22 protein-coding genes are annotated in these 23,825 nt (G+C 63.6%); 13 read left to right on the top strand and 9 right to left on the bottom strand.

All coding sequences use genetic code 11. The features are described 5' to 3' along the window. Nucleotides 1–25: 25 nt before the first annotated feature. Both ACVOLR_RS07190 and ACVOLR_RS07195 read right to left on the bottom strand, forming a co-directional pair. On the bottom strand, nt 26–385 hold the full coding sequence (locus tag ACVOLR_RS07190) for a hypothetical protein (protein ID WP_481535828.1): 360 nt from the start codon (nt 383–385) through the stop codon (nt 26–28). Further along, nucleotides 382–1,569: a class I SAM-dependent methyltransferase gene (locus ACVOLR_RS07195; RefSeq protein ID WP_481535829.1), complete on the bottom strand. Its 1,188-nt coding sequence runs from the start codon at nt 1,567–1,569 to the stop codon at nt 382–384. Before ACVOLR_RS07195 ends, ACVOLR_RS07190 begins: the two co-directional genes overlap by 4 nt. Nucleotides 1,570–2,012: 443 nt before the next feature. Between ACVOLR_RS07195 and ACVOLR_RS07200 the strand changes: the two genes are divergently transcribed. From ACVOLR_RS07200 to ACVOLR_RS07235, 8 genes are all read left to right on the top strand, one after another. Beyond that, nucleotides 2,013–2,864: a DUF1838 family protein gene (locus ACVOLR_RS07200; RefSeq protein WP_481535830.1), complete on the top strand. Its 852-nt coding sequence runs from the start codon at nt 2,013–2,015 to the stop codon at nt 2,862–2,864. A gap of 89 nt (nt 2,865–2,953) precedes the next feature. Further along, complete coding sequence (locus ACVOLR_RS07205; RefSeq protein WP_481535831.1) at nt 2,954–5,389, top strand: TonB-dependent receptor; 2,436 nt, start codon at nt 2,954–2,956, stop codon at nt 5,387–5,389. Between the two features lie 207 nt (nt 5,390–5,596). After that, nucleotides 5,597–6,961 carry a flavin monoamine oxidase family protein gene (locus ACVOLR_RS07210; protein ID WP_481535832.1) on the top strand — a complete coding sequence of 455 codons (1,365 nt, stop codon included), beginning with the start codon at nt 5,597–5,599 and terminating at the stop codon, nt 6,959–6,961. A 55-nt stretch (nt 6,962–7,016) separates the two neighbouring features. Continuing rightward, on the top strand, nt 7,017–8,189 hold the full coding sequence (locus ACVOLR_RS07215; RefSeq protein WP_481535833.1) for an acyl-CoA dehydrogenase family protein: 1,173 nt from the start codon (nt 7,017–7,019) through the stop codon (nt 8,187–8,189). Next, nucleotides 8,189–9,196: an NADP-dependent oxidoreductase gene (locus ACVOLR_RS07220; protein ID WP_481535834.1), complete on the top strand. Its 1,008-nt coding sequence runs from the start codon at nt 8,189–8,191 to the stop codon at nt 9,194–9,196. The genes ACVOLR_RS07215 and ACVOLR_RS07220 overlap by 1 nt, the downstream gene beginning before the upstream one ends. 9 nt (nt 9,197–9,205) lie before the next feature. Continuing rightward, a complete protein-coding gene (locus ACVOLR_RS07225) occupies nt 9,206–10,786 on the top strand; it encodes an alpha/beta hydrolase (protein ID WP_481535835.1) in 1,581 nt (526 codons plus the stop codon). Nucleotides 10,787–10,800: 14 nt separating this feature from the next. Beyond that, complete coding sequence (locus ACVOLR_RS07230) at nt 10,801–12,357, top strand: FAD-binding oxidoreductase (protein WP_481535836.1); 1,557 nt, start codon at nt 10,801–10,803, stop codon at nt 12,355–12,357. 277 nt (nt 12,358–12,634) lie between these two features. Continuing rightward, nucleotides 12,635–13,495: a PA4780 family RIO1-like protein kinase gene (locus ACVOLR_RS07235; RefSeq protein WP_481535837.1), complete on the top strand. Its 861-nt coding sequence runs from the start codon at nt 12,635–12,637 to the stop codon at nt 13,493–13,495. Nucleotides 13,496–13,539: 44 nt separating this feature from the next. On the opposite strand, the gene ACVOLR_RS07240 is transcribed toward ACVOLR_RS07235, so the two are convergent. The 6 genes from ACVOLR_RS07240 to ACVOLR_RS07265 all read right to left on the bottom strand — a co-directional run bounded on the left by ACVOLR_RS07240 (nt 13,540) and on the right by ACVOLR_RS07265 (nt 16,074). Then, nucleotides 13,540–13,977 (bottom strand): hypothetical protein, encoded by a 438-nt coding sequence (locus ACVOLR_RS07240; protein ID WP_481535838.1) that lies wholly within the window; start codon nt 13,975–13,977, stop codon nt 13,540–13,542. Beyond that, nucleotides 13,974–14,405 carry a hypothetical protein gene (locus ACVOLR_RS07245; RefSeq protein ID WP_481535839.1) on the bottom strand — a complete coding sequence of 144 codons (432 nt, stop codon included), beginning with the start codon at nt 14,403–14,405 and terminating at the stop codon, nt 13,974–13,976. Before ACVOLR_RS07245 ends, ACVOLR_RS07240 begins: the two co-directional genes overlap by 4 nt. Nucleotides 14,406–14,480: 75 nt before the next feature. Beyond that, nucleotides 14,481–14,825 carry a hypothetical protein gene (locus ACVOLR_RS07250; RefSeq protein WP_481535840.1) on the bottom strand — a complete coding sequence of 115 codons (345 nt, stop codon included), beginning with the start codon at nt 14,823–14,825 and terminating at the stop codon, nt 14,481–14,483. Nucleotides 14,826–14,999: 174 nt separating this feature from the next. Then, nucleotides 15,000–15,206: a hypothetical protein gene (locus ACVOLR_RS07255; RefSeq protein ID WP_481535841.1), complete on the bottom strand. Its 207-nt coding sequence runs from the start codon at nt 15,204–15,206 to the stop codon at nt 15,000–15,002. 1 nt (nt 15,207) lies between these two features. Further along, nucleotides 15,208–15,657: a 3-dehydroquinate dehydratase gene (locus ACVOLR_RS07260; protein WP_481535842.1), complete on the bottom strand. Its 450-nt coding sequence runs from the start codon at nt 15,655–15,657 to the stop codon at nt 15,208–15,210. 3 nt (nt 15,658–15,660) lie between these two features. After that, nucleotides 15,661–16,074, bottom strand: a complete 414-nt coding sequence (locus ACVOLR_RS07265) for a hypothetical protein (RefSeq protein WP_481535843.1) — start codon at nt 16,072–16,074, stop codon at nt 15,661–15,663. A gap of 193 nt (nt 16,075–16,267) precedes the next feature. Here ACVOLR_RS07265 and lepB point away from each other — a divergent pair, with 193 nt between their 5' ends. The 5 genes from lepB to dld all read left to right on the top strand — a co-directional run bounded on the left by lepB (nt 16,268) and on the right by dld (nt 22,582). Then, the gene (lepB, locus tag ACVOLR_RS07270; RefSeq protein ID WP_481535844.1) at nt 16,268–16,888 is read left to right on the top strand and encodes a signal peptidase I; all 621 of its coding nucleotides are present in this window, start codon (nt 16,268–16,270) and stop codon (nt 16,886–16,888) included. A gap of 370 nt (nt 16,889–17,258) precedes the next feature. Beyond that, nucleotides 17,259–18,917, top strand: a complete 1,659-nt coding sequence (lldP, locus tag ACVOLR_RS07275) for an L-lactate permease (protein ID WP_481535845.1) — start codon at nt 17,259–17,261, stop codon at nt 18,915–18,917. 54 nt (nt 18,918–18,971) lie between these two features. Then, nucleotides 18,972–19,736 carry a transcriptional regulator LldR gene (gene lldR / locus ACVOLR_RS07280; RefSeq protein ID WP_481535846.1) on the top strand — a complete coding sequence of 255 codons (765 nt, stop codon included), beginning with the start codon at nt 18,972–18,974 and terminating at the stop codon, nt 19,734–19,736. A gap of 3 nt (nt 19,737–19,739) precedes the next feature. Next, a complete protein-coding gene (lldD, locus tag ACVOLR_RS07285; RefSeq protein ID WP_282268288.1) occupies nt 19,740–20,879 on the top strand; it encodes an FMN-dependent L-lactate dehydrogenase LldD in 1,140 nt (379 codons plus the stop codon). Beyond that, the gene (dld, locus tag ACVOLR_RS07290) at nt 20,876–22,582 is read left to right on the top strand and encodes a D-lactate dehydrogenase (RefSeq protein ID WP_481535847.1); all 1,707 of its coding nucleotides are present in this window, start codon (nt 20,876–20,878) and stop codon (nt 22,580–22,582) included. Before lldD ends, dld begins: the two co-directional genes overlap by 4 nt. Nucleotides 22,583–22,771: 189 nt before the next feature. Here the strand turns inward: dld and ACVOLR_RS07295 are convergent, their stop codons facing one another. After that, nucleotides 22,772–23,740, bottom strand: coding sequence for a LysR family transcriptional regulator (locus ACVOLR_RS07295; protein WP_481535848.1), 969 nt, complete (start codon nt 23,738–23,740; stop codon nt 22,772–22,774). Between the last annotated feature and the right edge of the window lie 85 nt (nt 23,741–23,825).

The raw sequence follows: 23,825 nt of genomic DNA on the forward strand, positions 1-23,825 counted from the left end.
CTTTGATGGGCGACGCTGTTGCGTCTTACTGGTCGCGAAGTTCATCCATGACTTCTTCCATCGGCACGTCCATAGCACCGCCTTCCACCGCCTCGGTTTCCTGCTGCACGATGCGCAGCACCCGGGCGATGTATTCCTTCATCCACAGCGTGCGCTGTGCTTCGGCCTCACGGTCCGGACGGAACTGGTCCAGTTCCTCGCGGCTGAGCAGGCCTTTCTGTTCGATCAAGCGTTCCAGCGCATCCAGGCGCTGGTGTGTAACGGAGTTCTCCATGGCTATGGCCATGGCGATGGACAGCACGCGCTCCACGTCCGGGTCCTTGAAGAAGTACGGACGCTTGCCACGGGCGCGGCTGCCAGCCAGCGCGATCGGATCGATGCTCATGCTTTCCACGCTCCAAACATGGTCCACAGTGCGGCGCGACCGTGGTCTTCGCCGCTCTCGCTGGCGACCGGGAAGATGTCGCGGTCAACCACACCACGGACCTTGGTTTCGAAATAGCGCTCTGCGTCAAAGCCGGCCGCCGCCATCATCTGGCGCAGGTCGTACTCATGCATCACGCTCCAAAACGGCTCGTTGTTGTTGTACGCATCCCAGTCACGGATGAACTGCTCGTAGGGGTCCATACCGTGGTACTGCGGCTGCTCCAGATGCGCGGTCAGGCCGCCGCTGGCAAGCAGGCGTTGGATCTCGCGCAGCTTGCGCGGCATCGCCGTGGAAGAGCTCTCATGCCAGAACATGGCGGTGGTGATCAGGTCGAACGAGCCGTCGGCATAGTCCAGCGCTTCGCCATTGGCCTGGCGGAACGTGATGTTGTTGACCCCCAGCGCACGGGCGCGGGCATGCGCATAGCGCAGCATCGGCGCAGCTACATCGATGGCGATCACTTCGGCATCAGGGAAGGCCTGCGCCAGCGGCACGATGTTGTGGCCGACGGTGCAGCCGATATCGAGGATGCGGCGTGGCCTGAACCCGGGGTGCTGTTCCTGCAGCCACTGCGCCAAGGCCTGGCCGCCGCCGTCGTTGTAACGGCCGAGCATGCCGCCGGTGGTGGCGAAGATGCCGCAGTCGTAGTTGGCCGCGGCGGAGACGTCATCGGCCAGCAGCTCGGTGTGGTAGCCGCCGGGCATGCAATGGATGTCGACCGCGCTGGAATAGCGTGGCACCTGCACCGAGGCATCGAGCTGCAGGCCGTCGTCGCTGGCGTTGAGCGCGCGGGTTTTCTCGATCAATGCATCCACCTGTTTGAGCACCAGACCGCGACCGGCCTGCTGGCGCATCTCCATGCTGCTGCGGCGCAGGGCGCTCCAGGTCTGGTAGATCGCGTCGCCGGCCATCGCTTTGCGCACTTCATGGCGGGTTTGCGGCGCACGGCCCTTTTCCTTCTCGAAGGCGGGTTTTACCCGACCTTCATAGGCGACTTTGACTTTGGGACTGAGCTGGGTGGCCAGGTAGCCATTGAGGTTGGCCAGGAAGTCGAAGCGCGCAGTGTCGTCGAGCGCGCTGTCAGGGAACACCGCGTGGCGGCCCACGTGCTGCCAACTTGGGGGCAGGGCTTGCTGGCTCATGGCGATTCCTCGGAAGGCTTCAAGTTCTAAAGTTATATCTATATGTCATGTTGGTCTGGTCGGGGTCAAGCGGCGGTTTGATACCTGCGCCACGGTCCCCGCGGCGGTGGCTGCAGCCCTGCTGACACATCCCGATTCCCGAATTTCTCAAATGTCCGGACAAAAAGCCAGTGCCGATTTTCATGCTCCGATCGGGAGCTTTTTTGTTGCGAAGCAACATCTTGCGCAGTCTCGCCAGTGGCCCGCGCAGCAAGGTTTTCATACCGCCCAGCGCTGCCGGGGGATCGCCGACATAGGTTCTACAAATGATTGGACAATCATGTACTAATGATATAGCTATATGTCATCTTCGATGGGTCAACAGGCCTGTCTTCCGTGGTCCGGAGCAGGCCAAGGCACTGGCTTCATCGCTCCATTTCAACCGGGGGTTGGACGTGATTCGAATGTCATCGGTTTTGCTGGCTGCCGCAATTGCACTTTCGCCACAGGCAAAAGCGCTGGATCTGCAGTCTGAAACGGGCAGCGTTGAAGCAATGGTCAAGCTGCGCTGCTCGCTGGACCCGAAGCAGGAAGAGATCCTGTGGTGGGCCGGCACCTTGTTCGCGCAGGAGCCCGGCAAGAAGGCTGCACCGCTGATGGGCTTCGAGGGCTACAACATCTGCCGTGCCGAAAAGCAGGCCGATGGCGTGTGGCGTTTGTATACGCGTGAGCTCACGTTCTACCGCGATCTGAAGACCGGCAAGATCATCGACAGCTGGGACAACCCGCTGTCCGGTGAGCGCAACGAGGTGGTGCAGGTCGCCAACGATCCGGTCAACACCGTGCTCAATGCACCGGGCCGCCCGCTGCAGCTGCCATGGGTGGAAGCCGGCGAGCAGGTGATGCTGACCCTCAATATTCCGCTGGCCTATCCCAACCCGCTGCAGCCGGCCGAGTTCCCCGCCGAATCCAGTGGCCCGACCTATATGGGCTCGGAGCACTTCATGTTCTTCGCGCCACGCGCGGATCTTGAAAACCCGGCGCTGAAGAGCGTGCCGGTCACCTACGGCTGGACCCGCATCGGGCCGTGGTTGCCGTGGATGAAGCTGGGCATGCGCCCGGGCAACCTGTTGTACATCGCGCAGGGCAACAAGCGCGCATCGGTCAGCGAACTGCCAGCCGATATCCAGGAACTCGTGCGTAACCGCTACCCGGAATACGCACGCGCACCCGAAACCTGGGTGCAGCCCAACGTCACCAGCTGGAGCGCCTACAAGCAGCTCAAGCAGGGTGCGAAGGCGAAACAGCAGGACTGAAGTACGGAAGCACTGGACGGAACCCTCCCCCAAGACGGCGCATCCATCCTCCCAATCCATTCCGATCACACTTTGCAGTCGGGAACTCCATGAAAATCATCAAGCCAGACCTGCTGTGCTCCTCGATCGCCCTCGCACTGATGTTGTGCGCAGGTACCGCCGCGGCCGAAGCCGCCGACGAAACGGGCGCTCCGCCGGCCGCCAATAGTGACTCCGTACAAAGTCTTGACCAGATCACCGTGACCGCGCGCGGTGTGTCCGAGCCGCTGCAGCAGATGCCGCTGCCGATCACCGCCATGTCCGAGCAGACCATCGAGAAGAAGGGCCTGACCGATGTGCGCGACATCGCCAATCTGTCGCCGAGCTTCTCGTTCAAGTCCGGCTACGGCCGTGGTTTCGACCGCCCGGTGATCCGCGGCATGTCCAACATCCAGGGCGAGGCTAATGCCTCGTTCTTCATCGACGGCATCTACGTCGAAGGCGACATTTCCAGTTACGGGCTGGAGAACATCCAGCGCGTGGAAGTGATCCGTGGCCCGCAGTCGGCAGCCTTCGGTCGCCGCACCTTCTCTGGTGCGGTCAACTTCATCACCAAGCGTCCGGGCAGTGCGCCGGGTGGCAAGCTCACTCTGGGCGTGGGCAACTACGGCCAGGAAAAGATGGGCCTGTTCTACTCGGGCGCGAATGAAGACGGCTCGTTCGGTTACGACGTCAGCCTGAACAAGCGTGGCAATGATGGCGTGTTCTACAACAATGCATCGGGCCGCAAAGACCTCAATGGCACCGAGACCATCAGCGGCATGGCCGCCATCGCCTGGTCGCCGACCGATTCACTGGACATCACCGCGCGGGTGATGAAGCAGAAGAGCCGCGACCAGCACTTCGCCGCCGCGCGGCTGGGCAGCAACAACCTCAACTGCTACCTGCCCGAGTACACCGGCGGCCTGTACTTCGGTCTGTACCCGATCCTGGAATCGCGCCGTCGCGGCTACTACTGCGGTGAGCTGAAGGAACCGTCGGACTACGCACTGAACACCAGGGAATTCGAGACCGCAGGTTATTTCTCCGGGCGCAAGACCGATCTGCTGCGCACCAGCGTGGTGGTGGACTATCTGTTCGCCAACGGCTGGAACCTGACCTCGACCTCGGCCTACAACAAGAGCGAAACCTACGCTGCCAGCGATCAGGATTACCGCGCCATCCGTGGCTACGGCGGTGCGTTCGAAAGCTTCGCCAACAGCGGTGTAAAGAACTGGTCGCAGGACATCCGCCTGACCACCGACCAGAACTTGGCGGTGTCGGGCATGCTCGGCGCGTACTACTACGAGCAGAACGCGCAGCCGGGTTGGGGCGGCGACCTCACCGGCTATACCATCGGTGGCAACAAGGTGGTCACGCCCATCCCGACCAATCCGGATGACCAGACCGTCAACAAGGCGCTCTACGGCCTGATCAACTGGCGCATCAACGACCAATGGACCACCTCGCTGGAAGGCCGCTATGCGCGCGATGAAATCAGCAAGGGCGGCACCGATGTGCGCGTGCTCGGCGCCAACACCTATCGCCAGACGTATGCGCTGGACAAGACCTTCAGCAGCTTCACCCCGCGTTGGACACTGAGCTACCAGGCGCGTGAGAACGTCAACCTGTACGGACTGGTCTCCAAGGGCAACAAACCCGGTGGCTTCAATACCGACGTCTATCGCGCCGACTTCCGCGAAGCCGACCGCGACGCGCTGATCGCACGCGGTTTGAACACGTACAAGGAAGAAGAGGCCTGGAACTACGAACTGGGCATGAAGAGCGATTGGCTGGACGGCACTCTGCGTGTCAATGCCAATATCTACCAGATCGACTGGACCAACCAGCAACTGACCGAAACCGGTCCGGTGATCCGCAAGAACGGCTCGTTGTTCTCCACCAGCTACACCACCAATGTCGGTGAGTCGCGCATTCGCGGCTTTGAGTTGGAAAGCCAGTGGGCGTTCGCGCAGGGTTGGCTGGCCAGCCTGGCGTACTCTTTCACCGATGCCGAGATCCTGAAGTTCATCAGCCAGGACCAGGCCGATCTGTTCTCCAGCAGCAATGCGCCGACGCTGGCTGATCCGGCCGCCGATGCTGCCGGCGCTACCTTGCCGCGCGTGCCCAAGCACAAGGCAACGCTGGGCTTGATGTATGACGGTGCGCTGTCCAATGGCTGGGAATACACCGCCAACATGGATGTGAACTACGAAGGCAAGCGCTACATCCAGGTCGACAACCTGGCGTACATCGGCGCCTCCACCCGCACCAACTTCCGCTTCAGCATCCGCCCGACCGAGCAGCTGCAGGTGTCGGCCTACGTGACCAACGCGTTCAACGATCGCACCCTGGAAGACGCGCAACGGACCATCAACCCGGATGCATACGTCGCTGTGCCGGCAGTGCCGCCATTGACCGGGCTGGCAGTGACCAACCTGCGTGATTTTGGTTTGACGCCTTCGCTGCCGCGTATGTACGGCGTTGAGGTCAGCTACAAGTTCTAAGAGTTTTGCGTGGGCCGGGATGTCTCGCGGCGTCCCAGCCCGCGTGTAATGGGCTTTACCGATGCTCCATCAGATCGTCATTCCCGCCTGCGCGGGAATGACGGCATCTCAAGCAAAAGCAAGTAAACCAATAGCAAGTAAGGCAACCCCGCACCTCCGCAGGCAGAAGCAATGCAACGACGCGATTTCATCAACGGAGTTTCCGCCATGGCCGCACTTTCGCTGCTGCCGGGTGCGCTGCACGCCAAAGTGCCGACCAGCGATGTCATCGTCGTCGGCGCTGGCCTGGCAGGTCTGTCTGCCGCCCATGCGCTGGAAGCCGGCGGTGCCCGCGTTACCGTGCTGGAAGCCAATCCGCGCGTCGGTGGCCGTCTGCAGACCGTGGTGCGCAATGGCATCCGCTTTGAAATCGGGGGTGTCGAAGTCGGCACCGCCTACGATCGTGTACACGCCCACGCCAAGCGCGTCGGTGTCGGCATCGTGCCGCCGTCGGCTGCCTTGCCGACGGCCGCCGGGCTGGGTCTGGCCATCGGCGATACGCTGGTGCCAGCCAAATCATGGGGCGAAAGCCCGCTGAACACTTTGCAGGGCCGCGAACACGGCCTGCTACCGCCGATGCTGCTGGCCACCGCGATCGCCGAGCTCGGCCTGCCGGCCGTGGACAGCTGGCGCGACCCTGCCAATCTCTCGCTGGATATCCCGCTGTCACAGTTGATCGCCAGCAAGGGCTGGTCGCCGCAGGCGCTGCAGTGGATGGATATCGGCAATAGCTTCTCTTCGCTGCAGACCATCAGCGCGCTCGATGCCTTGCGCCGTGATGCGCTGCGTCGGTTCGGTTCCAGGGGAACCGGCTGGGTGCAGGGCGGCAGTCAGGCGCTGCCCGAGGCGATGGCTGCTTCGTTGTCGCAGCCGCCGGTACTCGACGCTCAGGTCACCCGGGTCGAATCCGCGCGCGGCGTGCTGGAAGTCCGCTGCGCCGATGGTCGCCGTTTCCGCGCCGCGCATCTGGTGCTGGCCCTGCCCAGCGGCCCGCTCAGCCGCATTGCGATTGATCCGGCGCCGCCGGTTGCGCAGCAGGAGGTCTGGTCGGCACGGCGCTCCAACGCCGTCACTACCATCCACCTGCAGCCCACCCGCAGGTTCTGGGAAGACGATGGTTTGCCACTGTCGCTATGGGGCGACGGCCCGCTGCAGCGCGTGTTTGCCGTGCCCGGTGCCGATGGTGAGATCAACCGCCTGATCGTCTGGCTCAACGGCGCCATGGCCGAGCAGGCCGACCAGCTCGACCGCGAGGCCCGCTTCGCCTGGGCCATCAATGCCATGCAGCGGCTGCGGCCGGCGTCCGAGGGCGCGCTGCTGCCGCTGGAGACCCGCAGCTGGGGCAATGACCCCTTGTCCGATGGCGCGTTCTCCGAGATTGCCCCCGGCTATTTCGCTGAAACCCTGCGCTGGGCCAACACCCCGTTCGGGCGCATCCACTTCGCTGGCGAGCAGACCGAACTGCAGGTTCCGGGCATGGAAGCGGCCGTAACTTCAGGCGAGCGTGCGGCTGCAGCAATTCTTTCGGCCTGATTGAACTACCTTATCCCCTACCTTCCGGGCGCGGATGCGCCTTCCAGAGACAGTAATGAGCCTGAAGACACTGAACCCCTACGATTTGTTCGACGTGCGTTCGCTGCTGAGCGAGGAAGAACGCGCTGTACAGGATTCCGTTGCCCGTTTCACCGATGAGCGCGTGCTGCCGATCATCGGCGACTGCTTCGACCAGGGTCGCTTCCCGACCGAGCTGATCGATGAGATCGCCGACATGGGCCTGCTTGGCAGCTCGCTGCCGGAACAGTACGGCGGCGCCGGCTTGAACAGCGTCAGCTACGGCCTGATCTGCCAGGAACTGGAGCGCGGTGATTCCGGCATCCGCAGCTTCGTCTCGGTGCAGAGCTCGCTGTGCATGTACCCCATCTACGCCTACGGCTCGGAAGAGCAGCGCATGCGCTGGCTGCCGGACATGTCGCGCGGCAAGGTGATCGGCTGCTTCGGCCTGACCGAAGCCCACGGTGGTTCCGACCCGGCGGCGATGAAAACCCGTGCAGTGAAGGACGGTGGCGATTGGGTGATCAACGGTTCCAAGATGTGGATCACCAATGGTTCTGTAGCCGATATCGCCATCGTCTGGGCCAATACCGACGAGGGCGTGCAGGGCTTCGTCATCGAGAAGGGCACCCCGGGTTTCACCACCCAGGAGATCAAGCACAAGATGAGCCTGCGCGCCTCGGTCACCGGCGCGCTGTTCTTCGACAACGTGCGCGTGCCCGATGCCAACCGCCTGCCCAACGTGAAGGGCCTGAAGGGCCCGCTGGGCTGCCTCACCCAGGCCCGCTACGGCATCACCTGGGGCCCGCTGGGCGCCGCGATTGCCTGCCTGGACGAAGTGCTGGCCTATACCAAGGAGCGCATCCTGTTCGGCCGCCCAGTCGCCGCCACCCAGAGCGCGCAGATCAAGATGGCCGACATGGCCCGCCGTATCACTGCCGGCCAGTTGCTGGTGTTGCAGCTCGGCCGTCTGAAGGATGCCGGGCAGATGCAGCCGCAGCAGGTCTCGCTGGCCAAGTGGAACAACTGCCGCCTGGCCATCGACATCGCCCGCGAGTGCCGTGACCTGCTCGGCGGTGCCGGCATCACCACCGAACACGGTGCGATCCGTCATGCGCTGAACCTGGAGTCGGTGATCACGTACGAAGGCACCGAGACCGTGCACCAGCTGGTGATCGGCCGCGAGCTGACCGGCATCAACGCGTTCTGATGATGGACGGCCTGCACAGCACAATGCAGGCCGTCTGCCTGCGGCAGATTCCGCAAGACTTGCCGCAGCTGCAGGATTTTGAAACGCAGCAGCTGCCGTTGCCGGTTGTCGGTGACGGCCAGTTGTTGGTGCAGGTGCAATGGTTGTCGCTGGACCCGTTCCTGCGCGCGCAGCTTGGTGGCCGCTATGCGCTGCCGTGCCCGCCGCTGGGTAGCATCGTGCCGGGCTATGGCATCGGTACGGTGATCGAAGATCGCAGTGGTCGTTTCGTGCCCGGCAATGTCGTGACCGGCATGACCGGCTGGGCCGAGCAGGCCGTGCTGGATGCAGGCACCGCTTCGCTGATCGATGCGACGCTGGCACCGGTCAGTACCGCTGTTGGCGTGCTGGGTATTCCCGGGCTCACGGCGTGGGCCGGTGTGCGCAGGATTCTGCAACCGAAACCCGGACAAACCATCCTGGTATCCACCGCCGCTGGTGCGGTTGGCAGCGTTGTCGGCCAGCTGTGCAAGGCTGCAGGTTGCCGCGTGGTTGGCATCGCCGGCAGTGCGCAGAAGTGCGCCATCGTCACCGACGATTTCGGCTTTGATGCCTGCGTCAGCTATCGCGATGCGGAGTTCGCCAAGGCGCTGCGCGCGGCCTGCCCGGATGGCATTGATGGTTATTTCGATAATGTCGGTGGCGCCGTGCTGGAAGCCGCGCTGTCGCTGCTACGCCTGCATGCGCGGGTGGTGTTGTGCGGGCTCAGTGATCAGTACAACCGCGCCGAGCGCCCGGCTGGCCCCAATCTCGGGCCGGTGATCGGCGCACGCGCTCGGCTCGAAGGGCTGGTGGTCTACGACCATCTGGCCGACTTCGCGCAATGCCGCAGTGAACTGGCGCAGATGATCGCCGCCGGCACGCTGCGCTACCGCGAACATATTCACGACGGGCTGGCCACTGCGCCGGCTGGTTTCATCGGCCTGCTCAATGGCGACAACCTGGGCAAGGCGCTGGTACGGCTCTAAGGAACACGCATGACCCAGATCCAACGCCGCTTCGCTTCCGTCAACGGACGGCAGGTGCACTACCGCATTGCCGGCAGCGGCCCGGCGCTGCTGCTGATCCATCAATCGCCGCAGAACTCGCGCATGTGGGCAGCGATGCAGCAACGTTATGCCGACCGCTATACGGTGATTGCGCCGGATACGCCTGGCTTCGGCTATTCCGATGCCTTGCCCGGCAACCCGATGACGATTGCCGAGTTCGGTGCGGCTACCCTGGAGTTCGTCGACGCCATCGGCCTGCAGCGCTTTGCGGTATTCGGCATGCATACCGGCGGGCTGATAGCGACCTGGTTGGCTTGGGCTGCGCCCGAGCGTGTCGCCGCGTTGGTGGTGGATGGCTACGCGGCTTTTACTCCAGAAGAAAGCGCGCTGTATGGCGATGCCTATCTGCCGCCATTCGTGGCGCAGTGGGACGGTTCGCACCTGCGTTGGCTGTGGTCGCGCATGCGCGAGCAGAAGTACTACTTCCCTTGGTACGACGGCCGCGCCGAAGCGGCGATGACGATACCGCCGCAGACCACTGAGAGCACCCGCGAAGCGGTGATGGATGTGCTGGATGTTGGCGACACCTATCGCGCCGGTTATGCGGCAGCGTTCCGCCACAACGATCACTTCTGGCTGCAGCAGCTGCAGATGCCGTCGTGGCTGGTCTACCGCCATGGCGATCCGCTGCTGGCGCATATGCCGCGCCTGCGCAGTCTGCCCGCCAACGTATCCGTGGTCGAAGAGCCTGCGGGCATCCCGGCGATGCTCGACAGCATGGATGCGTGGTTGGCACAGACGCTGGCTGCCGAGCCGGCCTTCGTTGCTGGCAACGCTGGTGCCGCGACGAACAATAGGTGGCAACGACGCATCATCGCCACCGCCAGCGGCGACATGGCGGTGTGGGAGCGGGGAGGGCAGGGCCAGCTACGCCTATGCCTGCATGCGCCCGGCACCCGGCCGCTGGTGCCGCAACAGCTTGATGTCGATTACAGCGCGTGCGTGCTGCCGGATCTTCCAGGCCACGGCGCGTCTTGTGAGAGTGATTCCGGCTTGGATGCCGCCAGCGTGGTCGCGGCCTTGTTGGATGCATTGCGCGACAGCGCCGAGCTGCCGGTGCTGATCGAAGCGCACGGTGCGGCTGCCGGTTACGTTCCTGCGCTGGTGGATGCGCTGGGTGCGCGTGTCAGCGAAGTCGTGCTGCATTCGCCATGGCTGCTCACTGCCGAAGAACAGGCCTTGCTGCTGCAGGGCTTGCCAAGCACCGTCATCGATCGCGCCGGCGGTTACCTCTGCGATGCCTGGCAGTGGGAGCGTGAGCGCCATCTGCTATGGCCGTGGCTGCCCCCCAGTGCTGCTGCGCGCCGTCGCGTGGACGCGCCTGCACCTGCGCTGGTGCATGCCAATGTTGTTGAACTGCTGCGCCTTGGCCGCCGCCTGCACGGCCTGCTGCGCGACGTCACCACGGCGGATCTGACCGCGCGCCTGCGCGCCTTGCCGGTACCGCTGCGCGTGATCACCGATGCCGATTCCGATCACCAGGGGCGCGCTGCCGCCCTGTCTGCCTGAGCTGAAGGACCCCCATGAGTAACGACACCGCAACCGCCGTCATCGCCACGCTGCAGTCCAGCTGGGGCGGCAGCATCGTCACCGATGCCAGCGAGCTTGAGTACTACGCCACCGACGTCTACTCGCAGGGCCTGCCGCTGCTGGCGGTGCTGCGTCCGAATGACGCGCAGCAGCTGGCCGCCGCGGTCAAACAACTTACCGAAGCCGGTGTTGCGGTGATCGCCCGCGGCGGCGGCATGAGCTATACCGGCGGCTATACCGCCGCACAGAGCTCCAGCGTATTGGTGGACACCAGTTCGCTGGACAGCATCGTCGAGATCAATCTTGAAGATGCCTACGTGGTGGTCGAAGCCGGCGTCACCTGGCGGGCCCTGAAGGACGCGCTGGACGCCAAGGGCGTGCGCACCCCGTATTTCGGGCCGATGTCCGGCTCGCATGCCACGGTTGGCGGCGGCATGTCGCAGGGCGCGATCTTCCACGGCACCGCCCGTTACGGCTGCTCGGCAGACGTGGTACTGGGCCTGCAGGTGGTTACCGCCAATGGCGACATCCTCACCACCGGCTCGGCGGCGGCTGCCAACACCACGCCGTTCTTCCGCTGGTACGGCCCGGACCTGACCGGCCTGTTCCTGGGCGATTGTGGCCTGCTCGGCATCAAGACCCGCATCGTGCTCAAGCTCATCCCCAAGCATGCGCATATCGACTACCTGTCCTGGCAGTTTCCGACTGCGGAAGGTCTGTTCGGCGCCTTGGGAGTGCTCTCACGCCACGGACTGGCCAGCGAAACCGCGGCCTTCGATCCGGCCCTGACCCGCGTGCGCATGCGCCGGGCTGGCCTGTCCAGCGACGTCAAGGCGCTGACCAATGTGATCAAGAAGGGCGGCCTGATCTCCGGCCTGAAGCTGGCGGTGAAGGGCCGCGACATCGTCGACCAGGAGCAGTTCTCGCTGCACATCACCCTGGAAGGCGACAGCGCTGCCGAGGTCGCCGATCGGGTCGCGCGTGCGCGCAAGCTGGTGGCTGAGTTCGGCGAGAGTATTGAGCCTTCGATCCCCAAGATGATGGCCGCCAACCCGTTTGCCGCCTGGAACTCGATGCTGGGGCCACAGGGCGAGCGCTGGGCGCCGGTACATGCGCTGGTGCCGCACTCCAAGGCCTCCAGCATGTTCAACGCATTGCAGGACCTGTTCGCGCGGGAGCAGGCGACGATGGACAAGCACGGCATTTTCATCGGCACCCTGCTGTCCAGCGTGGGCGCGCAGACGGTGGTGATCGAGCCCTGCATCTACTGGCCGGACAGCCACAATGCATTCCACGTCCGCACCGTCGATGTCGACCACCGCGAGCGCATCGGCTGCCCGGGCGAGCACCTGCAGGCCCGCGCTGCCGCCGACACGCTCAAGCGGCAGATCGCCGACACCATGCGCGCGCATGGCGCGGCCAACCTGCAGCTGGGCAAGTTCTACGACTACCGCGCCGGCCGCGACCCGGCCGCGTTGGCGGTGCTGGACGCGGTCAAGGCCCAGCTCGACCCCAAGGGCCTGATGAACCCCGGCGTCCTGAGCCGCTGAGGCGCCTGAGCCCCTCTCTCTCCGGGAGAGGGGTTGGGGAGAGGGCAGGCGCAGCCTGCTGGGCAAACCGCCATCACCCCCAATAGCCCCAGCCCCACGGCCAGGCTCAACGCCTGGCCGTTCGCGTATGTGCCACCGCAACTGTCCAGCCTGAACCCTGTGTGCTTCCATGGCTGGCCGGTTTCCGTACCATCGGCAACAATATGCCGGCCTGATCCCACCCGGACGGCCCACGTTCGATGCAGATCGAGCCGCCACCCGCAGCCACCGAGACACTGTGAAAACACCCCAACAATTGCAGGTACTGATAGACGACGGCGTCATCGACGAGGTCCTGCGCCCGCTCAAGAGCGGCAAGGAAGCAGCGGTTTACGTGGTCCGCAGCGGCGACGAGATCCGCTGTGCCAAGGTCTACAAGGACATGGCGCAGCGCAGCTTCCAGCAGCGCGTGCAGTACCAGGAAGGCCGCAAGGTGCGCGGCAGCCGTGAGGCCCGCGCCATCGGCAAGGCCAGCAACTACGGCCGCAAGCAGGCCGAAGCGGCCTGGAAGAACACCGAGGTCGATGCGCTGTACCAGCTGCGCGACGCCGGCGTGCGCGTGCCGGAACCGTTCGGCTATTTCCATGGCGTGCTGGTGATGGAACTGGTGACCGATGCCGAGGGCTTCAGCGCCGCCCGTCTGGGCGAGGTGGAGCTCAGTGCCGAACAGGCGCGTGAGTTCCACGCCGTGCTGGTGCAGCAGGTCAAGCTGATGCTGTGCTGTGGCCTGATCCACGGCGATCTGTCGCCATACAACGTGCTGGTCGGGCCGGATGGCCCGGTGGTGATCGATTTCCCGCAGGTGGTCAGCGCCGGCGGCAACAACGCCGCCCGCACCATGCTGCTGCGCGACGTCAACAACCTCACCGCCAACCTTGGTCGCTGGGCTCCGGAGCTGCTGGAGACCTGGTACGGCGAGGAAATGTGGGAGTTGTTCCAGGCTGGCGAGCTGCTGCCGGATACCGTGTTGACCGGCGAGTTCACCCCGGATGAGCATGCGGTGGACCTGGACAGCGTGCGTCACGCCATCAACGACGCCCGCGAAGAAGCGCTGATCCGCCAGCAAGGCCGCGAAGCCGCCGCCGAAGAAGACTACTGAAGGTAGTGCCGAGCCATGCTCGGCACTACGGAACGGCGCTGGCCTCACTCATCGCCAAGCGATGATTCCTCACGCGGATCGGCCAGCAGGAAGGAATCATCACCCGCAGCGGAAGTAACCCGCGCGGTGCCGCCGTTGCGCAGTTCCCAGTGCCAACTCTCATAGCGGGTGGTGAGCGTGCCGCGCACATAGCAGGGCCCGTGCAGGAAAAAATCATGTTCCTGGCGCGGGGTGATCAACACGGCATGGCGGAAGAACACACGCAGCTGCTGCGCATCAGGTTTGAATCCATCGCACAGAAGCGCATCGCGCTCGTTGTCGACGCCACTGCCGGTGACCACGATGTTCGACAATGCGCCCAACGGGCCTGGGCGAGTTGCGCAAGCGCCCAGTAGCAGCACCCCCAGCAACAACAGGCTGTGACCGATCAAGCACGAAGCGCTCGGCGTCGGGATGAAAGCACGGGAGATTCCATTCGTCACGGTGATGTATCCCCTTCGGTCTGCAACTGGTAGTGGCCCGGCGTACCCAGCACCACATTGAACACACGCGGTTCCAGCGAATAGGCATGGACCAGATTGAGCTGCAACGTGGCATCGCTGAGTACGACGGTGCTGCTTCGGTTGGGACACGACCAGAAGCTGTCCGAGGCCTCGGCCAATGGCAGCTTTGCAACTGTTGCGAAGGGTTTTCCGGGTGCCGGTGCGCTCAGCCATTCAATCCAGACGCGGCAGGACACGTGCTCGAAGCCAACGTTCTCCAGACGCACCCGATAAACCCCTTGCTGTTGCCCTGACTGCCAATGGCCGGCAGTGACGATGGCCAATGTTGCAGCCTCGTCCGGGGCGTCGGCCGCAACAGCCGGCGTAGCGGCAAGCAGCAAGCACAGCAGCATGGAATGACTATTCATGTCAGAGATCGTCCTTGGGAATCGGGTGCGTGCTTCACGCAGGCGTGTGCCCGCCCGCGAGCCGATGATAACGAATCAGGAACTTGAGTCGGGCTGCCAACAAGTGGTGGCATGGATGAAGCCATGGCAGCGGTAATTCGGTCCTTCGCAGGAAATCTGGGCGGTAACCCGAGTTGCGTCCTTCGCGAAGCTATAGCAGGCCACGGAGACATCTCCGTTCACGCTCAAGGCTGGCGCTGCAGATGGTCCGTAACGGAGCGAAAGCGTGCTCTGGAGCAGCTCACGGCACGGTTCGAAGTCCAGTTCCGAACTGAAAACAAGCTGCTCCAGGATATGGTTGGGTTGTTCCGTACATGCCTGCACCAGATCCGTTTCGATATCGAATTCCTGGCCCAGCGTGAAACCATTGAGTAGAGGCATGTGAATCCGATGAGGTGCAGTTCTAAGGAGGGCAGGCCGAGTGTATTGGCCAGAGCTCCACTGCGAAAGCGGCCCGGACCGCCGCACGTAGTGCCGAGCCATGCTCGGCAAAGCGCCATCCAGGCAGTTGTAGGAGCGGCGTAAGCCGCGAAGCCGATAGAGAGGAGCCATCCGCTACAACCGGCTGATCATCTTCAACCGCACCTGCGGCGCAGCCACGTCATGTCGCTGCGCCGCCATCGCACACAGATGATCCAGCAGTGCCTGTGGCTGCAGCAGCAATGGATCGCCTTCATCCAGACGCAGTGCCAGATGCTCCCACCAGAACGGGTGGCCATCCAGATAGACCTCATAGCCAACGATGTAGCGATGCGCATCCATCTCAGGTGCCTACATGCACGCGGTCGCCGACATCGCTGCAGCACAGGTGTTCAAGCGCCAGTTCCATGGCCAGTACATAGCTTTGCGCACAGTAGCCCTGGGCGACGCCAAGACGACGGCCAAGATGCTCCGGCAGACAGGACTGCGGCGCATCGCTGGCGTCCTCGTGAACTTCCACGTAGGCATTGCGTAGGCGTGGCAGCAGGCGCTGCAGGCGCAGGCTGTGCACGCAGCCTGCCGGCGCGAGCAGGATCACGTCGTCGGGGTTGTGGTCGGCCGCGCACAGCGAGTCCAGCAGCTCCTGCTCAGAGCGGCAGCTGCGCTGTGCCACGCTGACGCCGACATCGAGTGCGCGATGCACCAAGGCGTTCATGACCGGGCTTGGCAGTGGCATAGCAGCCTGCAGCTGCGCATCACATGTATCGGGCCCACGTACGATGAAGATGGCCATGGCTCAGGCGCCTTGTCCGTTGCTGAGCAGACGTGTGGTGATCGCCAGCGACAGGCGTCGCGCCTCGTCGGTACCGGTGCTGCAGACCACCAATGCGGTCGCGGCATGATGCGGATGCAGGTGGGCTTCGAGCGTGTCTGCATCGCTGCGGGCGATCTCGATATACGGCGAGGGCAACGCATCCAGTGCGTTGCAGACGCTGCGGCCGTGCAGCGCCCATTGCGCTTCGTCGGTGGCAGTGTTCTCGATCAGCACCCAGCTTGGTGCCTGATGTCGGGCGTTATCCAGGCACTGGGCCAACGCAGGCAGTGAGCCGCAGTGCTGGCATTGCAGCGGCTGGTCGGCGAGCTGTGCGGGTAGAAGGGATGCATCCGGCACTGTTGGGTTGCGGGTATGCCGGATCAGTAAAACGCTCATGTAGCACCACGTCCAAGCGCCTTGCGGCGCGGTGGTGCCACGATGCGCCGCGGCCACATCAAATCGCCATGGCGGCTGGGCGGGGTGGCGTAAAGTCTGCGTAGCAAAGCGCAGGCCGCTTTAGCCGGTAGCTGGGAACTTCGGCCGCCTAGGGCGGTCAATTCGGCTTGACTTCCGGAGTTGGTGATCAGCCATGAGTGAGACTGAGTCCCTTGCATCGCCCCATCCCGTGCTGGCCTGGCTGCGACGTGAAGCCTTGCCCTTGGGCGTGATGTTGCTGCTGCTGTTCGCGGCCCGCGACAGCCTGGCCAATCACTACCGGGTGCCCAGCGGCTCGATGCAGCCGACCTTGCAGCCAGGCGACCGGGTGGTGGTGGATATGCGTGCGTACGGCCTGCGCCTGCCCTTCACCGATGTGCAGCTGCTGGCCGGGCAGGCACCGCAGCGTGGTGATGTGGCGATATTTGATTCCCCGGCTGATGGCACGCGGCTGATTAAGCGCGTGGTGGCTGTTGCCGGTGATCGCGTGCAGTTGCATGACGGTTATCTGTCCATCAATGAACAGCCGCTGCGGCAGGATGTGGCGCGTGAGCTGTTCGGCAGCAAGCAGGTGCAGCTGGATCTGGAAGACGGCGGCGGTCCGGATATCAATGGCATCACCATTCCGGCCGGCAAATTACTGGTGGTTGGCGATCATCGCGGTAACAGCTTTGATGGTCGCTTCTTCGGACTGGTGGATGCAGATACGGTCTACGGCAAGGCGGTGGCTGTGTATTGGCGGCGCGGGGAAGGGCCGGAGTGGCAGCGGTTGTAAGCGGCGACGGCGAAGAAAAAAACCGGCACGGAGACGTGCCGTTTTTTTTGGGCCTTTGTTTTTGTTTTTTCTTGTAGGAGCGGTGTAAGCCGCGAAGCTGACGGTGCCGGCAAGCTGCACGGATGCAGTGGCAAGTGGAAGGGTGGTTGTATTGATATCGGCTTCGCGGCTTACGCCGCTCCTACAAAATTTGCACATTGGTAATACCAATAGCCTTCACTAACCCTATGGTCTAATAGGATCTTCGCGGAAACGGCGATTCAATCGCGGTTCGTTGGTCGGACTGATTGAATATTGGTAATACCAATATTCCCGGCCACCGCCACGCCACCTTCGGGTGGGCCGCCTTTCGCCTTTGACGAGAACCTGCATGCAGCCCTGGGAACAACTGTACGACCCCGCTGGCAACCTCTGGCTGTCCAGCCTGATCGCGCTGTTACCGATCGCTTTCTTCTTCGTCGCCCTGGCCGTGCTGCGCATGAAGGGCTGGCTGGCCGGCACCATCACCGTCGCCATCGCGCTGGCGGTTGCGCTGCTGTTCTATCGCATGCCGGTGTCGCAGGCTTTGGGCGCAGCCGGGTTTGGCTTCCTGTACGGGTTGTGGCCGATTGCCTGGATCATCATCGGCGCGGTGTTCCTGTACAAAATCGCGGTCAAGACCGGGCAGTTCGCGATCATCCGCGCCTCGATCCTGTCGGTGACCGAAGACCAGCGCCTGCAGATGCTGATGGTCGGCTTTGCCTTTGGTGCATTTCTTGAAGGTGCGGCAGGCTTTGGTGCGCCGGTGGCGATCACCGCCGCGTTGCTGGTCGGCTTGGGCTTCAAACCGCTGTACGCCGCCGGCCTGTGCCTGATCGTCAACACCGCGCCGGTGGCCTTCGGTGCGATGGGCATCCCGATCATCGTCGCCGGTCAGGTCACCGGCCTGGATGCGTTCGAGATCGGGCAGATGGCCGGCCGCCAGTTGCCGTTCCTGACCATCATCGTGCTGTTCTGGATCATGGCCATCATGGATGGCTGGCGCGGCATCAAGGAAACCTGGCCGGCGGTGCTGATTGCCGGTGGTTCCTTCGCCATCGCGCAGTACCTGACCTCCAACTTCATTGGCCCGGAGCTGCCGGACATCACCGCGTCGCTGGCCTCGCTGGTGTGCCTGACGCTGTTCCTGCGCCGTTGGCAGCCCAAGCGCATCTTCCGCTTCGAGACCGAGGCCAGTGCTGACGCTGCCGCACAGGCATCGGCTGCACCGCGTTACAGCGCCGGCCAGATCACCAAGGCGTGGTCGCCGTTCCTGATCCTCACCGCGATGGTGACGCTATGGAGCATCAAGCCGTTCAAGGCCTTGTTCGCTGCCGGCGGCCCGCTGGAGAACTGGGTGCTGAAGCTGCCGGTGCCGGGCCTGGACCAGCTGGTGCAGAAGATGCCGCCGATCGTGAGCGCGCCCACCGCCTACGAGGCCGTGTACAAGTTCGATGCGTTCTCGGCTACCGGCACCGCGATCATGCTGGCGGCGGTGATCGCCATCATCTACCTGCGCATGCCGGTACGCGCAGCGGTGCGCACGTTTGCTGAGACCGTCAATGAACTGAAGATGCCGATTTACTCCATCGGCATGGTGCTGGCCTTCGCCTTCATTGCCAATTACTCCGGCTTGTCGGCGACATTGGCGCTGGCGCTTGCGCATACCGGCAAGGCATTCACGTTCTTCTCGCCGTTCCTGGGCTGGCTGGGCGTGTTCCTGACCGGTTCGGACACCTCCTCCAATGCCTTGTTCTCGGCCTTGCAGGCGACCACCGCGCAGCAGATCGGGGTGTCCGAGGTGCTGCTGGTTGCGGCCAATACCACCGGTGGCGTCACCGGCAAGATGATCTCGCCGCAGTCCATCGCCATTGCCTGTGCGGCGGTGGGTTTGGCCGGCAAGGAGTCGGACCTGTTCCGCTTCACCGTCAAGCACAGCCTGATCTTCACCGTGATGGTCGGCCTGATCACCACCGCGCAGGCCTACTGGCTGACCTGGATGATTCCCTGAGCCATGACCGCGCGCACCCGCCAACGCCAAGCAGCTTCGGGCCACAATGTCGGCATGAGTACGCAACGTATTTCCGACAAGGTGGCCGCGCAGCTGCGCGTGCTGGTGGACGAACAACAACTGCAGCCGGGTGACCGGCTGCCTTCCGAGCGCGCACTGGCGGTGCAGCTTGGGGTCTCGCGCACGGCGCTGCGCGAGGCGATAGCGCAGCTGGGCAGCCAGGGCTTGCTGGTGGCACGGGTTGGCGGTGGCACCTATGTGGCCGAGCCGGCTGCACGTGCGCGGCAGGCGTTGGATGAACCGTTGGTGCCGTATCTGCCGCTGTTCCAGGGCGATCCCGAATACCGTTTCGACGTGCTGGAAATCCGCCATGCGCTGGAAGGCGCTACCGCGTGGCATGCAGCATTACGGGCTACCGACGAGGACCGCGCGCGCATCGCGCTGGCCTTTCAGACCATGATGGACGCGCATGGCAAGGACGACCCGGCCGGCGAAGCGCGCGCCGATGCCGCTTTCCACCTGTCCATTGCCGAGGCCTCGCACAATCTGGTGCTGCTGCAGGTGATGCGCGGCCTGTTCGAGCTGCTGCAGACCAATATCTCGCAGAGTCGCGAGAAGCTCTACACCGCTTCGACTACGTTCTCCCCTTTGTCCGACCAGCATCGCGAAATGATGGATGCGGTATTGGCCGGCGACCCCGAGCGTGCGCGTGCCGCAGCGCATACCCATCTTGAGTTCGTGCACACCACGCTGCGCACGCTCGATGAAGACGAAGCACGGCGTGCCCGCGCTTCGCGGCTTCCTTCCCCCCACGGTTGACCCATGATCATCTCCGCCTCCACCGATTACCGTGCGGCCGCGCAGCGTCGTCTGCCGCCGTTCCTGTTCCACTACATCGATGGCGGCGCGTATGCCGAACACACGCTCAAACGTAATGTTTCCGACCTGTCCGACATCGCGCTGCGCCAGCGCATCCTGCGCGATATGTCCGAGCTCAGCCTGGAAACCGAGCTGTTCGGTGAGAAGCTGGCGATGCCGGTTGCGTTGGCGCCGGTCGGCCTGACCGGCATGTATGCGCGTCGCGGTGAAGTGCAGGCGGCGCGTGCGGCGGACAGCCGCGGCATTCCGTTCACCTTGTCGACGGTGTCGGTATGCCCGATCGAGGAAGTGGCACCAGCGATCAAGCGACCGATGTGGTTCCAGCTGTATGTGCTGCGCGACCGTGGCTTCATGCGCAATGCGCTGGAGCGCGCGCAGGCAGCCGGTGTCACTACGCTGGTGTTTACCGTGGACATGCCGGTGCCAGGCGCGCGCTACCGCGATGCGCATTCGGGCATGAGTGGCCCGAATGCCGGCATGCGCCGCATTGGTCAGGCGATGACCCATCCGCGTTGGGCCTGGGATGTTGGCCTGTTCGGCCGTCCACATGACCTGGGCAATATCTCCGCCTATCGCGGCAGCCCGACCGGGCTGGAGGATTACATCGGCTGGCTGGGCAACAACTTCGACCCGTCGATTTCGTGGAAGGACCTGGAATGGATCCGCGAGTTCTGGAAAGGCCCGATGGTGATCAAGGGCATTCTCGATCCGGACGATGCCCGCGATGCGGTGCGCTTTGGCGCCGATGGCATCGTGGTCTCCAATCATGGCGGCCGCCAGCTTGATGGCGTGCTGTCCACCGCACGCGCCTTGCCGGCGATTGCCGATGCAGTGCAGGGCGATCTGAAGATTCTCGCCGACTCGGGCATCCGCACCGGCCTCGATGTAGTGCGGATGCTTGCACTCGGCGCTGACAGCGTGCTGCTCGGTCGTGCCTTCGTCTACGCGCTTGCCGCGCAAGGCGAGGCCGGGGTGGCCAATCTACTGGACCTCATCGCCAAGGAAATGCGCGTGGCGATGACGCTGACCGGCGCACGTCGCATTGCCGATATCAGCCGTGACTCGCTGGTCAACCTGGCATGAGTGCGAACGAAGCACTGCTGGCGCAGCTGCGCAGCGCCGTTGGTAACGCCCATGTATTGACTGGCGACAAGGCGACGCGTCGTTTCCGCAAGGGCTACCGCTTCGGTGATGGCGCTGTGCTGGCGGTAGTGCGTCCGGCGACCTTGTTGGAGATGTGGCGTGCCCTGCAGGCCGCGGTGCAGGGTGGGGCGGCCATCATCCTGCAGGCAGCCAATACCGGCTTGACCGGCGGCTCGACGCCGGATGGCGACGACTATGGTCGACCGATTGTGCTGATCAGCACGCTGCGCCTTACCGGCGTGCAGTTGCTTGATGAAGGGCGACAAGTGCTGTGCCTGCCCGGCGCCACGCTGGATCGCTTGGAGCAGACCTTGGCACCGTTGGGTCGCGAACCGCATTCGGTGATTGGTTCCTCGTGCATCGGTGCATCGGTGCTGGGGGGTGTCTGCAACAACTCCGGTGGCTCGCTGGTGCGGCGTGGCCCGGCCTATACCGAGATGGCGCTGTACGCGCAGGTTGATGGTGATGGACAGCTGCAGCTGGTTAATCATCTTGGTATTGCGCTGGGCGACAGCCCAGAAGAAATTCTGCAGCGGCTGCAGGCCGGCGATTACCAGCCTGCCGATGTGTGTGTTGGTGGTGAGCGTGCAGGCTCCGATTCACGCTATGCCGAGCAGGTGCGGCAGGTGGATGCGGAAACGCCGGCGCGCTTCAATGCTGACAGCAGCCGTCACTACGAGGCTGCGGGCTCGGCTGGCAAGCTGGCGGTGTTCGCAGTGCGCCTTGATACCTTCGCCAAGGAAGCGGCCGAGGTGTTCTATATCGGCAGCAACCGCACCGACTGCCTTACCGCGATCCGCCGCCAACTGCTGACTGGCTTCGAGCGCCTGCCGATCTCTGGCGAATACATCCATCGCGTCGCCTATGACATTGGCGAGCGCTACGGCAAGGACACCTTCCTGCTGATCGATAAGCTCGGCACCGCGCGGGTGCCGGCGGCATTTGCCTTGAAGAGCCGGGTTGATGGCTGGTTCGAACGGCTGGGGCTGCGCGGCGTTACCGATCATGCAATGCAGCTGCTGACCGGGTTGTTGCCCTCGCACCTGCCAAAGCGCATGGGTGAGTTCCGCCAGCGCTATGAGCACCATCTGCTGGTCAAGGTTTCCGCACAGGATGCGGCGGCGACGGAAAGCTGGTTGCGTGATTTCTTTGGTGAGCATGAAGGTGGTTACTTTCACTGCACGCCTGACGAAGGTCGCAAAGCCTTCCTGCACAGATTCGCCGTGGCTGGTGCCGCGGTGCGCTATCGCGAAGTACATCGCGCACAGGTGCAGGACATCGTTGCTCTGGATATCGCCTTGCGCCGCGACGATCGCGACTGGTTCGAGCAGCTACCGGCTGAGTTGAATGCGCGGCTGTTGCACAAGCTCTATTACGGCCACTTCCTGTGCCATGTTTTTCACCAGGACTACATCGCGCGCAAGGGCGAAGACCCAATGGCGATCGAGCATGCGATGTGGAAGCTGCTGGATGAGCGCGGGGCCGAGTACCCGGCCGAACACAACGTTGGCCATCTTTATCCGGCCAAGCCTGCGCTGGCGCAGTTCTACCAGCAGCTGGACCCGAGCAATACCTTCAATCCGGGCATAGGCCAGACCAGCAAGCAGCCGGGCTGGAAGGGCTGTGATTGCGCGGAGCACTGAAGCGCAAGCCATCTGCTTAAGCTTTGCTTGAGCTTTGCTTGAGCTTTGCTTGAGCCCCTCTCCCGTTCACGGGAGAGGGGTTGGGGTGAGGGGGAGCTTCTAGCTGGCTTGTCATTCCCGCGCAGGCGGGAATGACGACAAAAAAGCGAAGGCAAAAGCAAACAAGCCCAGAGCAAACAGGCCCAAGCCTTATCGCTCCGAATGCCCGGTATCGTCGTACTGCCTCGGCGCAAACAGATCCGGCTGGATCAGCTCAACGAACGCTCTGGCCTGCGGCGACAGCACCTTGCCTCGCCGCACCACCACGCCATAGCTGCGCGAGGGAAAGTAATCACTCATTGCCCGCGTCGCCAGCTTGTCGCGGTCGCCATCGTTCAAGCACAGGGCGGTGACGATACTGATGCCCATGCCCATCGCCACGTATTGCTTGATCACCTCCCAGCCGCCCACTTCCAGCGCCACCGTGTACGGCACGCGGTGCTGCTGGAACACCAGGTCGACCAGGCGCCAGGTGATCTGCCGGCGCGGCGGCAGGATCAGCGGCCACGGCGACAGGTCTTCCAGGGTCAGGTTCTTCTTCTTCGCCAGCGGGTGGTCGGGCGGGGTGATCAATACCTGGTCGAAACGGTAGACCGGTGCGTAACTGAGGTCGGCCGGCACATCCATCATCGAGCCGATGGCCAGATCGGCAGCATCGCTGCGCAGCAGGTCGGTGCCGTCGGCGCTGATCGCGTTGTGCAGGGTCAGGCGCACATCCGGGTGCAGTCTGCGGAAGTTTTCGACGATCTTTGGTAGTAGATACAGGATGGTCGACGAATTTGCGGCGATATTGAGCTCGCCTGCATCCAGCCCGCTGACCTTCTCGCGGAAGCGCGGCAGCAGTCCGTCCAGGCTTTCCACCAGTGGTTGCGCCATGTCGTACAGCAGCTGGCCCTCGCGGGTGGGCACCAGGCGGCGCCCACTGCGCTCGAAAAGCACCACTCCCAGCTCCCGCTCGAGCGCCTGCAGCTGCAGGCTCACCGCCGGTTGGCTGACAAAAAGTGCTTCCGAGGCACGCGAAACCGAGCCCAGGCGCACCGTCTGCAGGAACGCCCGCAGCGGCTTGAGTCGGTCAGACTTGTAGGAAAAACGCGGGGTTACGGGCGGCTTGGCTGGCATCTTGAAGCCAGTATTAGCACAACTTATAGATAACATTGCAAAAACTGTTTTGTTAAATACCTGCCTGCGGCCGCACGTTGGAGTC

This window comes from Stenotrophomonas sp. STEN030 (assembly GCF_056759995.1).

What these genes read in the sequence shown, in the direction of transcription:
- ACVOLR_RS07205 (WP_481535831.1), top strand. Translation starts at nt 2,954, where the DNA reads ATGAAAATCATCAAGCCAGACCTGCTGTGCTCCTCGATCGCCCTCGCA.
- ACVOLR_RS07215 (WP_481535833.1), top strand. Translation starts at nt 7,017, where the DNA reads ATGAGCCTGAAGACACTGAACCCCTACGATTTGTTCGACGTGCGTTCG.
- ACVOLR_RS07255 (WP_481535841.1), bottom strand. Translation starts at nt 15,206, where the DNA reads ATGGATGCGCATCGCTACATCGTTGGCTATGAGGTCTATCTGGATGGC.
- ACVOLR_RS07195 (WP_481535829.1), bottom strand. Translation starts at nt 1,569, where the DNA reads ATGAGCCAGCAAGCCCTGCCCCCAAGTTGGCAGCACGTGGGCCGCCAC.
- ACVOLR_RS07260 (WP_481535842.1), bottom strand. Translation starts at nt 15,657, where the DNA reads ATGGCCATCTTCATCGTACGTGGGCCCGATACATGTGATGCGCAGCTG.
- ACVOLR_RS07265 (WP_481535843.1), bottom strand. Translation starts at nt 16,074, where the DNA reads ATGAGCGTTTTACTGATCCGGCATACCCGCAACCCAACAGTGCCGGAT.
- ACVOLR_RS07245 (WP_481535839.1), bottom strand. Translation starts at nt 14,405, where the DNA reads ATGAATAGTCATTCCATGCTGCTGTGCTTGCTGCTTGCCGCTACGCCG.
- ACVOLR_RS07190 (WP_481535828.1), bottom strand. Translation starts at nt 385, where the DNA reads ATGAGCATCGATCCGATCGCGCTGGCTGGCAGCCGCGCCCGTGGCAAG.
- lldP (WP_481535845.1), top strand. Translation starts at nt 17,259, where the DNA reads ATGCAGCCCTGGGAACAACTGTACGACCCCGCTGGCAACCTCTGGCTG.
- ACVOLR_RS07295 (WP_481535848.1), bottom strand. Translation starts at nt 23,740, where the DNA reads ATGCCAGCCAAGCCGCCCGTAACCCCGCGTTTTTCCTACAAGTCTGAC.
- ACVOLR_RS07250 (WP_481535840.1), bottom strand. Translation starts at nt 14,825, where the DNA reads ATGCCTCTACTCAATGGTTTCACGCTGGGCCAGGAATTCGATATCGAA.
- ACVOLR_RS07230 (WP_481535836.1), top strand. Translation starts at nt 10,801, where the DNA reads ATGAGTAACGACACCGCAACCGCCGTCATCGCCACGCTGCAGTCCAGC.
- ACVOLR_RS07210 (WP_481535832.1), top strand. Translation starts at nt 5,597, where the DNA reads ATGGCCGCACTTTCGCTGCTGCCGGGTGCGCTGCACGCCAAAGTGCCG.
- lldD (WP_282268288.1), top strand. Translation starts at nt 19,740, where the DNA reads ATGATCATCTCCGCCTCCACCGATTACCGTGCGGCCGCGCAGCGTCGT.
- dld (WP_481535847.1), top strand. Translation starts at nt 20,876, where the DNA reads ATGAGTGCGAACGAAGCACTGCTGGCGCAGCTGCGCAGCGCCGTTGGT.
- ACVOLR_RS07225 (WP_481535835.1), top strand. Translation starts at nt 9,206, where the DNA reads ATGACCCAGATCCAACGCCGCTTCGCTTCCGTCAACGGACGGCAGGTG.
- lldR (WP_481535846.1), top strand. Translation starts at nt 18,972, where the DNA reads ATGAGTACGCAACGTATTTCCGACAAGGTGGCCGCGCAGCTGCGCGTG.
- ACVOLR_RS07200 (WP_481535830.1), top strand. Translation starts at nt 2,013, where the DNA reads ATGTCATCGGTTTTGCTGGCTGCCGCAATTGCACTTTCGCCACAGGCA.
- ACVOLR_RS07220 (WP_481535834.1), top strand. Translation starts at nt 8,189, where the DNA reads ATGATGGACGGCCTGCACAGCACAATGCAGGCCGTCTGCCTGCGGCAG.
- lepB (WP_481535844.1), top strand. Translation starts at nt 16,268, where the DNA reads ATGAGTGAGACTGAGTCCCTTGCATCGCCCCATCCCGTGCTGGCCTGG.